11 protein-coding genes and 1 tRNA gene are annotated in these 13,841 nt (G+C 58.7%); 6 read left to right on the top strand and 6 right to left on the bottom strand.

Features of this window, described 5'->3' with window-relative positions:
* Nucleotides 1–15: 15 nt before the first annotated feature.
* From AACX78_RS21080 to AACX78_RS21065, 4 genes are all read right to left on the bottom strand, one after another.
* Nucleotides 16–738, bottom strand: a complete 723-nt coding sequence (locus AACX78_RS21080) for a response regulator (RefSeq protein ID WP_005320571.1) — start codon at nt 736–738, stop codon at nt 16–18.
* 285 nt (nt 739–1,023) lie between these two features.
* Nucleotides 1,024–2,187, bottom strand: coding sequence for an acetyl-CoA C-acyltransferase FadA (fadA, locus tag AACX78_RS21075; RefSeq protein ID WP_005320563.1), 1,164 nt, complete (start codon nt 2,185–2,187; stop codon nt 1,024–1,026).
* Nucleotides 2,188–2,208: 21 nt separating this feature from the next.
* Nucleotides 2,209–4,356: a fatty acid oxidation complex subunit alpha FadB gene (gene fadB / locus AACX78_RS21070; protein ID WP_159167330.1), complete on the bottom strand. Its 2,148-nt coding sequence runs from the start codon at nt 4,354–4,356 to the stop codon at nt 2,209–2,211.
* A 202-nt stretch (nt 4,357–4,558) separates the two neighbouring features.
* Nucleotides 4,559–6,496, bottom strand: coding sequence for an acetoacetate--CoA ligase (locus tag AACX78_RS21065; RefSeq protein ID WP_159167329.1), 1,938 nt, complete (start codon nt 6,494–6,496; stop codon nt 4,559–4,561).
* 190 nt (nt 6,497–6,686) lie between these two features.
* Here AACX78_RS21065 and pepQ point away from each other — a divergent pair, with 190 nt between their 5' ends.
* The 6 genes from pepQ to tcdA all read left to right on the top strand — a co-directional run bounded on the left by pepQ (nt 6,687) and on the right by tcdA (nt 12,350).
* A complete protein-coding gene (pepQ, locus tag AACX78_RS21060; RefSeq protein ID WP_021140665.1) occupies nt 6,687–8,009 on the top strand; it encodes a Xaa-Pro dipeptidase in 1,323 nt (440 codons plus the stop codon).
* On the top strand, nt 8,009–8,626 hold the full coding sequence (locus AACX78_RS21055; RefSeq protein WP_159167328.1) for a YigZ family protein: 618 nt from the start codon (nt 8,009–8,011) through the stop codon (nt 8,624–8,626). Before pepQ ends, AACX78_RS21055 begins: the two co-directional genes overlap by 1 nt.
* Nucleotides 8,627–8,662: 36 nt before the next feature.
* Nucleotides 8,663–10,120: a TrkH family potassium uptake protein gene (locus AACX78_RS21050; protein WP_159167327.1), complete on the top strand. Its 1,458-nt coding sequence runs from the start codon at nt 8,663–8,665 to the stop codon at nt 10,118–10,120.
* A 7-nt stretch (nt 10,121–10,127) separates the two neighbouring features.
* Complete coding sequence (gene hemG / locus AACX78_RS21045) at nt 10,128–10,652, top strand: menaquinone-dependent protoporphyrinogen IX dehydrogenase (RefSeq protein ID WP_201302917.1); 525 nt, start codon at nt 10,128–10,130, stop codon at nt 10,650–10,652.
* A gap of 637 nt (nt 10,653–11,289) precedes the next feature.
* Nucleotides 11,290–11,366: transfer RNA gene (locus tag AACX78_RS21040), tRNA-Asp, on the top strand.
* 147 nt (nt 11,367–11,513) lie between these two features.
* Nucleotides 11,514–12,350: a tRNA cyclic N6-threonylcarbamoyladenosine(37) synthase TcdA gene (gene tcdA, locus AACX78_RS21035; protein ID WP_159167325.1), complete on the top strand. Its 837-nt coding sequence runs from the start codon at nt 11,514–11,516 to the stop codon at nt 12,348–12,350.
* A gap of 21 nt (nt 12,351–12,371) precedes the next feature.
* On the opposite strand, the gene AACX78_RS21030 is transcribed toward tcdA, so the two are convergent.
* Together AACX78_RS21030 and AACX78_RS21025 are read right to left on the bottom strand one after the other, a co-directional pair.
* Nucleotides 12,372–13,319: an IS481 family transposase gene (locus AACX78_RS21030; protein WP_159167324.1), complete on the bottom strand. Its 948-nt coding sequence runs from the start codon at nt 13,317–13,319 to the stop codon at nt 12,372–12,374.
* 84 nt (nt 13,320–13,403) lie between these two features.
* Complete coding sequence (locus AACX78_RS21025) at nt 13,404–13,838, bottom strand: SufE family protein (RefSeq protein ID WP_201302916.1); 435 nt, start codon at nt 13,836–13,838, stop codon at nt 13,404–13,406.
* Between the last annotated feature and the right edge of the window lie 3 nt (nt 13,839–13,841).

Here is a 13,841-nt window from a genome sequence, read left to right as displayed (position 1 = left end):
CTACCTTTTTACCCTTCACGGGATCTCGTGTACTTCGGCAATCAGCATATAGCCACTGCCGCGTATGGTCTTGATGATGCGCGGGCTCTTGCCGTTGTCACCCAGCTTCTGGCGCAGACGGCTGATCTGCACGTCGATGCCGCGCTCCATCGGCAGGCTCTCGCGGCCCCGGGTGGCATCGGAGATGGTGTCTCTGTCCAGCACCACGCCGGGTTGCTGCAGGAACATGCCGAGCAGCAGGGCGTCACTGCCGGAGAGGTCCAGCAGGCTGCCATCGTCGTGGGTCAGCTGGTGGCTCAGGGTGTCCAGGGTCCATTCGGCAAAACGCAGGCGGCGGCTCGGTTCTTTCTCTTTTTCCGGCTGGCGGAATTCGGCGCGGCGCAGCAACGCCTTGATACGAGCCTGCAGCTCGCGCGGGCTGAACGGCTTGGCGATGTAGTCGTCGGCGCCGAGTTCGAGGCCGATCACCCTGTCTGCCTCATCGGAGGCGGCGGTCAGCATTATGATGGGTACCTGGGAATCGCGACGGATCTGTTGGCACAGGGTAAAGCCGTCGTCGCCGGGCATCATGATATCGAGAATAATCAGGTCCGGGCTGTGCAGGGCGAGCTGCTGGCGCATCTCGTTGCCTTCCGCCGCCGTCAATACCTGGAAACCGGCCCTGGTCAGGTATTCATTGAGCAGCTCGCGGATCTCTTGGTCGTCGTCGACGATCAGCAGTTGTTTGCTCGTTGACATATGTATGTGCATCCACCCATTTTTTTGTGCAGATTGAACCTGTCGGGGGAGCAAAAAGCAAGCAAGCCCCCCATCTAATGTGAGGTTATGGGCAATATCCTCCCATATAGCGCTCTCTAAATAAAAAAGGCCGACCCAAACGGGGCGGCCAACACGCAGATTCCGACGACAGGAGATCACCCCGTGTGGCGATCTCGACAGACTCGATGACGGGCCGGCAAGGCCGACCCCAAAAAGACAATTCTGGCTCGCCCTCACTGTCGCAGTGAGGGCGAGCCGTTGGCATCACACCCGTTCGAACACTGTGGCTATGCCCTGGCCCAGACCGATACACATGGTGGCAAGACCCAGATTGGCGTCCTTCTCCTCCATCAGGTGGATCAGTGTGGTGGAGATGCGGGAGCCGGAGCATCCCAGCGGGTGACCCAGGGCGATGGCGCCACCGTTCAGGTTGACCTTCTCTTCCGCCACGTCCAGCAGTCCCAGGTCCTTGACGCAAGGCAGTGACTGGGCGGCGAACGCCTCGTTCAGCTCGACCAGATCGATGTCGCCTATGGTCAGACCGGCACGCTTGAGCGCCTTCTGGGTAGCAGGCACAGGGCCATAACCCATGATGGCGGCATCGCAACCGGCCACGGCCATGGAGCGCACCCTGACGCGCGGGGTCAACCCCAGCGCCTTGGCCCGATCTGCGCTCATCACCAACATGGCCGAGGCGCCGTCGGACAGAGCCGAGGAGGTGCCAGCGGTCACTGTGCCGTTGACCGGGTCGAACACAGGGCGTAGCTGGCTCAGGGTTTCGACCGTGGTCTCCGGGCGGATCACCTCGTCGTAGTCGTAGAAGAAGCGGGCGCCGCTGGCGTCATGCCCTTCCAGACCGACGATCTCTCTTGCGAAGCGCCCTTCCACGGTCGCGGCATAGGCGCGGCGGTGGGAGCGGGCGGCAAACTCGTCCTGCTGCTGGCGGCTGATGCCGTGCAGCTTGCCCAGCATCTCGGCGGTCAGCCCCATCATGCCGGAGGCCTTCGCTACCGACTTGGCCATGCCGGGGTGGAAGTCGACCCCGTGGCTCATGGGCACATGGCCCATGTGCTCGACGCCGCCGATGATGAAGATGTCCCCATCACCCACCTGAATGGCACGGGAAGCATCATGCAGCGCCTGCATGGAGGAGCCACACAGCCGGTTGACGGTGACAGCACCTACCTGCTTGGGGATCCCTGCCAGCAGGGCGGCGTTGCGGGCTATGTTGAAGCCCTGTTCCAGGGTCTGCTGCACGCAGCCCCAGTAGATGTCCTCGATCTCGTTCGGGTCGAGGTTGGGGTTGCGCAGCAGGATGGAGCTCATCAGGTGCGCGGACAGATCTTCTGCACGCACGTTGCGGAAGGCGCCGCCCTTGGACCGGCCCATGGGGGTCCGGATACAGTCGACAATGACTACGTCTTTCATGAATGGATCTCCTTTCCGCAATCAGTAGAAGGTTTTGCCCTGGGCAGCCATCTCGCGCAAGCGGTCGCTGACACGGTAGAGCGGGCCCAAGTCGGCATACTGGTCGGCCATGGCCACGTAACGATCCAGACCTATGGTGTCCAGATAGCGGAACACGCCACCACGGAAGGGAGGGAAGCCCAGACCATAGACCAGCGCTATGTCGGCCTCGGCCGGCGTGGCCACTATGGCCTCTTCCAGGCAGAGCACCACCTCGTTGATCATGGGGATCATCATGCGGGCTATGATGGCTTCCTTGTCGAAATCCTGTTTCGGCTTGGCAATAGGGGCCAGCAGCTCGTAAGCGGCCACATCGGCCACCTTCTTCGGCTTGCCCTTCTTGTCCTGCTCGTAGGCGTAGAAGCCCTTGCCATTCTTCTGACCGAAGCGGCTGGCGTCATACATCACATCGATGGCGGTGCGGCCTTCCTTGCTCATGCGAGCCGGGAAGCCCTGCGCCATGACGTCACCGGCATGGTGACCTGTGTCGATGCCGACCACGTCCAGCAGGTAGGCGGGGCCCATGGGCCAGCCAAACTCCTTCTCCATCACCTTGTCGACGGCGGCAAAGTCGGCGCCATCGGCGACCAGCTTGTTGAAGCCGAAGAAGTAGGGGAAGAGCACCCGGTTGACGAAGAAGCCCGGGCAGTCGTTGACCACCACCGGCGACTTGCCCATGGCGGCGGCGTAGGCCACTACGCGGTTGATGGTTTCATCGGAGGTCTGCTCGCCGCGGATGATCTCCACCAGAGGCATACGGTGCACAGGGTTGAAGAAGTGCATGCCGCAGAAGTTTTGCGGGCGCTTCAGTCCCTTGGCCAGCAGGGAGATGGGGATGGTGGAGGTGTTGCTGGCGAGCACTGCGTCTTCGCCAATGATCCCTTCCACTTCGCCCAGCACGGCGGCCTTCACCTTGGGATTCTCGACCACGGCTTCGACCACCAGATCCACATGCTTGACGTTGTCATAGCTCAGGGTCGGGGTAATGGCTGAGAGCACCTGGCCCATCTTGATGCCGTCGATGCGGCCCTTCTCGAGCTGGCCGTTGAGCAGCTTGGTGGCTTCACCCATGCCCAGCGCCAGCGCTTTTTCGTTGATGTCCTTCATCACCGCCGGAATGCCCTTGCTGGCAGACTGGTAGGCGATGCCGCCCCCCATGATGCCGGCGCCCAGCACGGCGGCGTGGCTGGTGGCCTTAGCTGCCTGCTTGGCCGCTTTCTTGGCCAGCGCCTTGATGTGTTGATCGTTGAGGAAGATACCGACCAGCGCCTTGGCGACATCGGTCTTGGCCAGCTTGATAAAGCCCTGTGCCTCGACCACCAGCGCCTCGTCACGGCCCATGCCAGCGGCGGCCTCGACGGTTTTCACCGCTGTCATCGGCGCCGGATAGTGTTTGCCCGCCACGGCGGCAACCATGCCTGCGGCGGTGGTGAAGCTCATCATGGCTTCCAGCTTGGAGAGACGCAGCGGGGCCTTCTTGGCGGCGCGGCGACTCTGCCAGTTCAGCTTGCCCGCGATGGCATCTTTCATCATCTGCACGGCGGCGCTGTGCAGTGCCTCTGGCGCGACCACGGAATCGACGGCACCCACCTTGAGGGCATCATCGGCACGGACATCCTTGCCTGTGGTGATCCACTCCAGCGCGTTGTCGGCACCGATTAGGCGCGGCAGACGAACCGTGCCGCCAAAGCCTGGCATGATGCCGAGTTTGGTCTCTGGCAGGCCAATCTTGGCGCTGGTATCGGCCAGACGAAAATCGGTGGAGAGTATGGTCTCGCAGCCGCCGCCCAGGGCGTGGCCCTTGATGGCAGAGAGGGTCGGCACCGGCAGATCTTCGATGGCGCTGAAGATGTCGTTGGCCTTTTTCAGCCAGCCGAGCAGATCTTCTTGCGGCAGATCGAACAGTTCCAGGAATTCGGTAATATCGGCGCCGACGATAAAGGCGTCTTTGCCGGAGGTGAGGATCAGACCTTTTAGTTCACGTTCTTGTTTTAATGCGGCGATCGCTTCGCTCAGTGAGAGCAGGGTAGCGCGATCCAGCTTGTTGACTGAACCCGGGGCATCAAACCTCAGTTCGGCAATGCCGTTTTCGAGGTAGCTGACCGACAGGGTTTCGCCTTGGTAGATCATGAGAGTGTCTCCTTGTTCCCACTCGGTGGGGGGTGTTGCTCCTTTATCCCCAGCAGGGGGCGAGGCTCACTATTGATCCAAAAGAAGACAATTTCAACACCTATTTAAAACATTTGTTTAACAGGTTTCGAGTAAAAGCTCGCCTCAGGTTAACAGTCAAAATAAAGGCGTCTGATGACGCCTTTATTAATCTTGAACCTTGTCAGCGGGCTAGTTCAGGCCGATCTCGATACTGGCTCAGCACCTCGGGATCGGCGAGAGCATGAGTATTGTTGACGGGTCTGTTGTGCACCACTTCCCGCACTGCCAGCTCCACTATCTTGCCGGACTTGGTGCGGGGGATCGCATCCACCTGCAGGATACGGGCGGGTACGTGGCGGGCCGTGCAGTGCTGCCTTACTTGCTGGCAGATGCGCTCGCGCAGCGGCTCGTCCAGCTTGAGCCCGGGCTTGAGTTTGACGAACAACACCACCCGCTCGTCCTGCTGCCACTGCTGGCCGATGACGATGCTCTCTTCCACCTCGTCCAGCTGCTCCACGTAGCGGTATATCTCGCTGGTGCCGATGCGCACGCCCCCCGGATTGAGAGTGGCATCGGAGCGGCCATAGAAGAGGATGCCGCCAGTGTCGGTCAGCTCGATCCAGTCGCCGTGGCACCAGATGTTGTCGAATCGTTCGAAGTAGGCGGCGTGGTACTTGTCCCCGCTCTCGTCCCCCCAAAAGCCGATGGGTTGGGCCGGGAAGGGCTTGGTGCAGACCAGTTCCCCCTTTTCCCCCTGCACCGGCTGGCCCGCTTCGTTGAACACCTGTACCGCGAGGCCGAGGCCGCGTCCCTGGCTCTCGCCGCGATAGACGGGGCTGATGGGATTGCCGATGACGAAGCAGGAGCAGATGTCGGTGCCGCCGGAGATGGAGCTCAGTTGTACATCTTTTTTGATGCCTTGATAGACGTAGTCGAACCCTTCCGGTGAAAGCACAGAGCCTGTGCTGCAGATGAGCCGCAGCTGTGGCAACTCGTGGGTCTTGATGGGGGCATAGCCCTGCTTGTGCAGGGCATCCAGGTACTTGGCCGAGGTGCCGAACAGGGTAATCTTCTCGTCGCGCGCCAGATCCCACAACACGTTGCCGTCCGGATAGAAGGGGGAGCCGTCATAGAGCACCAGAGTCGCACCGGAGGCGAGGGCGCTCACCAGCCAGTTCCACATCATCCAGCCGCAGGTAGTGAAGTAGAACACCCGCTCCCCCGGCTTGATGTCGCAGTGCAGCTGATGCTCCTTGAGATGTTGCAGCAGGGTGCCGCCTATGCCGTGGACGATACATTTTGGCTTGCCGGTGGTGCCGGACGAATAAAGGATATAGAGCGGATCGTTGAAGCCCATGGGCTCGAACTGCAGACTGGCATCCGGCTGGCTGGCCAGCACTTGCTGCCAGTCGTGGCCCAGTTGCAGGGGATTGCCGAGCAGGGGGATCATCACCGTCTGCTCTATGCTGTCGATCTGGCTGACCACGCCGGCCACCTTGGCCTGGATGTCGATGGCCTTGCCGTTGTAGCGATAGCCGTCTACGGCAAGCATTACCCTGGGCCGAGTCTGGCCGAAGCGCTCCACCACGCTGGCCTCGCCAAAGTCGGGGCTAGTGGAGGTCCAGATAGCGCCCAGGCTGGTGGTTGCCAGCATGGCCACCACGGTTTCCGGGATATTGGGCAGGTAGGCGGCGACCACGTCGCCCCGACCTATCCCCTGGCTGCGCAGCCACTGGGCCAGTCTGGCCACCTGATCAGCCAGTTCACGCCAGCTCAGGGTGCGGCTTGGGCTGCCTTCGATGCGGGAGATAATGGCCGGACTCTCATCCTGGCGGCGCAGCAGGTTTTCGGCGAAGTTGAGTCGGCTATCGGGGAACCAGCGGGTGCGCTGCATATCCTGGCGGTTCTCTGCCACTATGTCGCCGAGTTCCCCTTTGACACCGCAGTGCTGCCACACCAGAGGCCAGAAGCGAGTAGTCTTTTCCACCGACCACTGATAGAGCTGGGCATAGCTGTGCAGTTGCAGGCCGTGGAAGCGGTTGACCTCGCCCATAAACTGCTGGAGATTGGATTGTTGAATCCTGTCCTGATCCGGTTGCCACAGGCAAAGATTGTGCATGAGTAGTCCCTGACTGCATGTATCTACCGGCAGTGTATTGAATTGTTTTTTATTTGTTAATGATTGGTTTTTGTTTCATAACAAAAGCTTTGTAACGTATGCGTTACCTCACGAAGCGATAGCTTGACGGTTCGAGCCTTGATTCGCTTGATGTTATGCTGAAATCACATTTTCCCCGGAGCAGGACGCCATGAGCAGCTACAGCCAACTTTTTGCCCAGCACCTCGATACCTTGCAGCATCGTACCCGCGACATACTGCAGCAGCAGGGGCTCAGCGGCCTGGCCATCCACTCCGGCCAGACTCACCGCATCTTCCTCGACGATCAGGATTATCCCTTCAAGGTGAATCCGCACTTCAAGGCCTGGTTGCCGGTACTGGACAATCCCCACTGCTGGTTGCTGGTGGATGGTGTGAGCAAGCCGGTGTTGCTGTTCTACCGGCCGGTGGATTTCTGGCACAAGGTGGCAGAGCTGCCCAACGCCTTCTGGGTCGACTTCTTCGACATCCGCTTCCTGACGAGGCCGGAGCAGATCGCCGATCACCTGCCTGCCAGCAAGCAGGAGTGGGCTTATCTGGGCGGTCATCTGGAAGTGGCCGAGCTGCTGGGGCTGGGTCAGCCCAACCCGGAAGCCGTGCTCAACTATCTGCACTATCACCGCGCCTACAAGACGCCCTATGAGCTGGAGTGCCTGCGCGAAGCGAATCGCATCGGTGTGCGTGGCCACATCGCGGCCAAGGACTCCTTCATGGCGGGGGCGAGCGAGTTCGAGATCAACCTGGCTTATATGAAAGCCGTTGGCCAAGGGGCCAATGACGCGCCTTACGGCAATATCGTTGCCATCAACCGCAATGCGGCCATCCTCCACTACACCCACTTGTCTGCTTTGCGGGTGCCGGATGCGGAACGTTACTCCTTCCTCATCGATGCAGGGGTGGACTTTCACGGTTATGCCTCCGACATTACTCGTACCTGGGCCTGGCGCAGGGGCGAGTTTGCCGATCTGATTGCGACGCTGGACTCACAACAGCAGGAGATTATCGAGGAGATCAAGCCGGGGCGGCGCTACAGCGAGCTGCATCTGCAGATGCACCACAAGCTGGCGCGACTGCTGCAATCCGTGGAGCTGGTGGACATGTCAGTGGATGAGATGATCCACACCGGCGTGACCAATGTCTTCTTCCCCCACGGCCTGGGTCACTTCCTTGGCCTGCAAGTTCACGACGCGGGTGGTTTCATGCAGGATGAGCGCGGTACGCACCTGTCTGCCCCCGAACAGTTCCCCTACCTGCGTTGCACCCGGGTGATGGAGGTGGGCCAGGTGTTCACCATAGAGCCGGGTCTCTACTTCATCGACAGTCTGCTGGAGCCACTGCGTCAGAGTGAGCAGGGCAAACGGGTCAACTGGAACAAGGTGGAAGCGCTGCGTCCGTTCGGCGGCATCCGTATCGAGGACAACATAGTGCTGCATGCCAACGGGGTGGAGAATATGACGAGACAAGCGGGTCTCTGATGGCGGCTGGCTATTCCATCCCTGCCGCGCCGCTGGAGCTCAGTGAAGAGATCAAGAAGAGCCGCTTCATCACGTTTATTGCCCATACACCGACGGTCGAGGTGGCCAAGGTCTGGGTAAACGAGATAAAGCAGTTGCACCCCGGGGCCCGGCATCACTGCTGGGCTTTTGTTGCCGGGGCGCCGCAAGATAGTCAGGTTTACGGCTTCAGCGATGATGGCGAGCCTTCGGGGACTGCTGGCAAGCCTATGTTGGCCCAGCTGATGGGATCCGGACTGGGTGAGATAGCCGCCGTTGTTGTGCGCTACTACGGTGGTGTGCTGCTGGGTACCGGCGGTCTGGTCAAGGCCTATGGTGGCGGTGTCGGCGCAGCCCTCAAGCGACTGGAGACTCAGATCAGGCATCAGCAAACCCCTTCTCTCATCCAGTGTGATTACACCGACATGGGCGCGGTAGAGGCGCTGCTCAGCAGCCATCGCGGTCAGGTACTGGATGCCGATTATGGTGCTCGCGTCACTTTGCAGGTCGCGTGGGAATCCTCTGTTTGGGCCCAGGTTGATCGGGAATTGACCGACCGAACCCATGGACGGGTATCCCTTCGCTCCTTAGATGGCTAGAATCCATCGCTCTTTTAGCCTGAAGAGGGAGCCGGAATGCACATTCTGAGCATTATTCGCATCGTTGGCCTGCTGGTTGCGCTGTTCAGCTCGACCATGTTGTTGCCCGCCATGGTTGCGTTTGGTTATCGGGATGGTGGTGGTGCCGAGTTCGTCAGCTCCTTTTTTATCGCGCTTCTGCTTGGCGTGCTGCTCTGGTTCCCCAACCGCCATCACAAGAAGGAACTCAGATCGAAAGAGGGCTTCCTCATCGTCGTCTTGTTCTGGACTGTGCTGGGCAGTGTGGGCGCAGTCCCGTTCATTATCGGCGACGTCCCCGGTATGTCGGTCTCGGAGGCCTTTTTCGAATCTTTCTCCGGCCTGACCACCACGGGAGCAACCGTGCTGACCGGGCTGGATAACCTGCCCAAGGCCTTCCTGTTCTATCGTCAGTTGCTGCAGTGGCTGGGGGGGATGGGGATCATAGTGCTGGCAGTCGCCATCTTGCCGCTGCTCGGCATCGGTGGCATGCAGCTTTATCGTGCCGAGATCCCGGGGCCGGTCAAGGATACCAAGGTGACGCCACGCATTGCCGAGACTGCCAAGGCGCTCTGGTTCATCTATCTCTTGCTGACCATGCTCTGCGCCCTTGCTTACTGGCTGGCGGGGATGTCGCTGTTTGACGCTATCTGCCACTCCTTTTCCAGCCTCTCCATCGGCGGTTTCTCCACCCACGACGACAGTATCGGCTTCTTTAACAGTCCGGCGATAAACCTCATCACAGTGTGCTTCCTGCTGATCGGCAGCATCAACTTCGGCCTGCATTTCATGGTGTTTACCCATACGCCGGTGCGTCTGCTGAGCTATCTGCGCGATCCTGAAGTAAAAGTGTTCCTCGGTATCCAGCTGTTCCTGTTTTTGTTCTGCGCGGTCGTGCTGCTGCATCACAACCACTATGAACATTGGCAGGAGACCCTCAACCACGCCCTGTTTCAATCGGTATCGCTCGGCACTACCACGGGTTACAGTACCACCAGTTATGCGGATTGGCCCTCTATCCTGCCCATGATGCTGATGTTCTCTTCCTTTATTGGTTGCTGCGCCGGCAGTACCGGAGGGGGCATCAAGGTGATGCGTTTCATGATCCTGTTCATGCAGGGGGTGCGGGAGTTGAAGCGGCTGGTGCATCCGCGCGCCGTCTATACCCTCAAGCTGGGCCGCAAGGCGGTGTCGGACCGCATCGTCGAGGCAGTATGGGGTTTCTTCGCCACTTACATTATTCTGTTTGTGCTGTTCATGCTGGCACTGATCGCCACCGGGATGAATGAGGTGACTGCTTTCTCTGCTGTGGCGGCGACGTTGACCAACGTGGGACCGGGTTTGGGGGATGTGGCCTCCAACTTTGCCGGTACCAGCGCCGCAGCAAAATGGATACTGATCCTGGCCATGTTGTTTGGTCGATTGGAAATTTTCACGCTTCTGGTACTGTTTACCCCCGCATTCTGGCGTAGTTGAGGTTGTTATGGACAAGATTCTGGTGCTTTATTCCTCTCGGGACGGCCAAACCCGCAAAATCATAGATGTCATGCTGGAGGAGATGCCGGGATGCGAGGTGGTGATGCATGATCTGCATGCCCTGCCCATGTGCAACCTCAGCAAGTACAAGAAGGTGCTGATCGGCGCATCTATCCGTTATGGTAATTTTCATCCCAGCTTGCTCAGCTTTATCCACGCTCATCAGGAGCAGCTGGAGGTGGCCAACGCTGCCTTCTTCTGCGTCAATCTGACCGCGCGCAAGCCGGAGAAACAAACGCCGCAGACCAATGCCTATATGAAGAAGTTCCTGCGCCTCTCTCCCTGGAAACCCAAGACCTTGGGAGTGTTTGCCGGTGCGCTTCAGTATTCCCGCTATAACTGGTGGCAGACCCGTATCATTCAGCTGATCATGAAGATGACAGGTGGTAGCACGGATATCAGCAAGGATCTCGAGTTTACTGATTGGGAAAAGGTGCGCAGTTTTGCCCGGGAATTCTGGTCAAAAAGATAGCAACCTGATGTGAATACAGGGTTTATTGCCCGAAGGAGCCCCGCTGATACGGGGCTTTCGTTTAATAAAACAACGGTTGAACCGCAAAACCACAAAAAGTGCCATTTTTTGCAGTTTTTCTCTTGTCATCCCGGCGTGGCTCCCTATAATGCGCCCCTACCAGCACGGCGGAACACGCCAACCTGATGAGCCAGCTTCCTCGCGAAGCCGGCGCCGAAAGAAAAGCGAAAACAACCGCTTGACTTTCGAAGTGAGGAGTGTAATATGCGCCTCCTCAACGCGACAAGCGTGACGCTCTTTAACAATTTGAATCAAGCAATCTGTGTGGGCACTCACAGCATCGAACATCAAACAATTTTGTTGATTTTCAATGTCTGGTGAAGTGACCAAGACGATTTCTTAGCAATAAGAAGTCGAACAGTTTATTTCAGCAATTCATTGAGCCGCTGAAGTTCATTGCCTAGGTAATGAATGAACGCAAACCAAACTTAAATTGAAGAGTTTGATCATGGCTCAGATTGAACGCTGGCGGCAGGCCTAACACATGCAAGTCGAGCGGCAGCGGGAAAGTAGCTTGCTACTTTTGCCGGACCTCTGATAATCGGCAAAAGATTTAGCGAAAGGCTAACCAAATAGCGGAGCGGTAGTTCAGTTGGTTAGAATACCGGCCTGTCACGCCGGGGGTCGCGGGTTCGAGTCCCGTCCGCTCCGCCACTACTTAAGAAGCCCAGTCGAAAGACTGGGCTTTTTTTCATTTCCGATACCGCACTCCTTTTCTCTCACATCAACACTACCATCATCCGATCATCGCCCCTGAGAGAGGTTGCCGCTATAATGGCCGCCCTCAAGCAAGGTGGTGGTATGAAAGCAGAGTATCTACAGCGATTCGGGGGCATAGCCCGTCTTTATGGTCAGAGTGCGCTGCGCTCCTTCAGCCAGGCGAAAGTCTGTGTGGTCGGGATCGGTGGCGTCGGCTCCTGGGCGGCCGAGGCGTTGGCTCGGGCTGGCATCAACCAGATCACCCTGATCGACATGGACGATATCTGTATCACCAACACCAATCGCCAGATCCATGCCATGCAGGGCACGGTTGGCCGTCTCAAGACGGAAGTGATGGCCGAGCGCATCCGTGCCATCAACCCGGATTGCGAGGTGATCGAGGTGGATGACTTTGTCACCGCCGACAACCTGGCCGAGCATATCAAGCGGGAGTTTGACTATGTGGTGGATGCCATCGACTCGGTCAAGGCCAAGGTGGCGCTGATTGCCTTCTGCAAGCGCAACAAGATCCCGGTGATCGTGGCAGGCGGTGCCGGTGGACAGATGGATCCCACCCAGATTACCGTGGCCGACCTGGCCAGGACCATTCAGGATCCGCTGGCCGCCAAGGTCCGCTCCGACCTGCGTCGGTTGCACAACTTCAGCAAGAATCCGGCGCGCAAATTCGGGGTTGAGTGTGTCTTCTCAACCGAGCAGCTGAGTTATCCGGATGGCAATGGTGGTACCTGCCAGGCTAAGGGGGCCAGTGATGGCAATATGAAGATGGACTGCGCTTCCGGTTTTGGCGCCGTGACGCCGGTGACGGCCACTTTTGGCTTGGTTGCCGCGTCCCGGGTATTGAAGAAGATTGCCGAGCGGGGAGCCCGCGCCGAGAAAGAGGCCGGCAATGAAGACACAGGGTCGATTGGCGAAGCCTGATCGACCACTGTACTAGGTGGGTTAGGTGTGTAAACCCACCAGGTTGTTCACAGATTGAAGACGGCTGATGGGGGGCTGGTAGCCCAGACTTGCATGAGGACGATGCCAGTTGTACTCATGCAGCCACGGTTGCAGGTGTTCTGCCCGTTGCGCTGACGAGTCATAGCTCCGTGCATAAGCCCATTCACGCAGCGCTGTCTGAATGAAGCGCTCTGCTTTGCCATTCGTTTGGGGCGTGTAAGGTTTGGTGCGCAGGTGCTTGAGTCCCAAGCGACGACACAGCTTCTGGAAGCGTTTCGACCGATAACAGGCGCCATTGTCAGTGAGTAGCCGACGGAAGCGAATGCCGAGCCCGGCGTAGTAGCGAAGTGCCTGTAACAGCGCCAGGCAGGCACTGCGTCCCGTTTCATCAGGCAGCAGGGCGCTGAAGGCCACACGGGAATGGTCATCAATCGCCACATGCGCATACTCCCATCCCGCTCCACGGGAATCCAGGCGGCGGTCACCAGTCACCCGATGGCCGGGACGACGGAAGCGCCCCAACTTTTTGATGTCCAGATGCAGCAAGTCACCCGGTTTCTCATGTTCATAGCGTTGTACTGGAGGGGCAGGTTCCAGATTAGCCAGCCGATTCAGTCCCCTTCGTTGCAGGATACGGGCGACAGTACTGTGCCCTATGCCCAGAGATTGGCTGATGTGCCGATAGGTTTGTCGCTGTTTGCGCAGTTCGATAATCCGCTGTTGGCGCAGGTCATCAATGGCATGAGGGCAGGATGCAGGTTGAGAAGAGCGATTGTACAAGCCATCAGGCCCCTCCTGGCGATATCGAGTGAGCCACTTGTAAGCGGTGCGGGTACTGACGCCGGCAGCGTGAGCGGCCTCTTCAACGCGCAGGCCCTGCTCAAGGATACGCTGGACAAGGAGCTGTCGACCAAAGACGGTTAATCGGGCATTTTTATGGTTGTTCACTGGGGCACCTCGGATGATTGGTTTGGTTGGCGCCTCCAGTTTTCCGGGAATGCCCCGAGTGAACAACCTACAGAGAGATCACAGTTAGGCAGCCTGCTCCCGGATTGCCAACACGATAGCTCTGAGCCCGTTGCCCCGCGACGGGCTCAAGTGTTTCTCCAGCCCCAGTTCGGTGAAATAGCCCTCCATGTCGAAGGAGTGGATCGCCGCTGCAGGTTGGTGGTTGAGCGCCGCCAGTACGATGACGATCAGACCACGCACAATGCGGGCATCGGAATCGCAAGCAAAGTGCCAGTTACCATCCTCACCTTTCTCCCCTTTCAACCAGGCCTGGCTCTCACACCCCTTGAGGCGAAATTCCTCCTGCTGCAATTCGCCGGGCAGTGCAGGCAGCTGTTTGCCGAGCTGGATGATGAGTCGGTACTGGTTCTCCCAGCCGTTTGCTGCCGCAAATTGCTGACGGATGCTATTTGCGTCGGGCTCAACGCCTATCCGGGTATAGGTTGCGAGGCTGTTCATTGG

Origin of the sequence: Aeromonas sp. 9A (assembly GCF_963900955.1) — a bacterium.
GTDB lineage: Bacteria > Pseudomonadota > Gammaproteobacteria > Enterobacterales > Aeromonadaceae > Aeromonas > Aeromonas salmonicida.
The sequence above is the reverse complement of the archived record's forward strand: the minus strand, read 5'-3'. Positions and strand labels throughout refer to the sequence as shown.

Coding starts and splice junctions, on each gene's coding strand:
- AACX78_RS21080 (WP_005320571.1), bottom strand. CDS start 738: ATGTCAACGAGCAAACAACTGCTGATCGTCGACGACGACCAAGAGATC.
- fadA (WP_005320563.1), bottom strand. CDS start 2,187: ATGAAAGACGTAGTCATTGTCGACTGTATCCGGACCCCCATGGGCCGG.
- fadB (WP_159167330.1), bottom strand. CDS start 4,356: ATGATCTACCAAGGCGAAACCCTGTCGGTCAGCTACCTCGAAAACGGC.
- AACX78_RS21065 (WP_159167329.1), bottom strand. CDS start 6,496: ATGCACAATCTTTGCCTGTGGCAACCGGATCAGGACAGGATTCAACAA.
- pepQ (WP_021140665.1), top strand. CDS start 6,687: ATGAGCAGCTACAGCCAACTTTTTGCCCAGCACCTCGATACCTTGCAG.
- AACX78_RS21055 (WP_159167328.1), top strand. CDS start 8,009: ATGGCGGCTGGCTATTCCATCCCTGCCGCGCCGCTGGAGCTCAGTGAA.
- AACX78_RS21050 (WP_159167327.1), top strand. CDS start 8,663: ATGCACATTCTGAGCATTATTCGCATCGTTGGCCTGCTGGTTGCGCTG.
- hemG (WP_201302917.1), top strand. CDS start 10,128: ATGGACAAGATTCTGGTGCTTTATTCCTCTCGGGACGGCCAAACCCGC.
- tcdA (WP_159167325.1), top strand. CDS start 11,514: ATGAAAGCAGAGTATCTACAGCGATTCGGGGGCATAGCCCGTCTTTAT.
- AACX78_RS21025 (WP_201302916.1), bottom strand. CDS start 13,838: ATGAACAGCCTCGCAACCTATACCCGGATAGGCGTTGAGCCCGACGCA.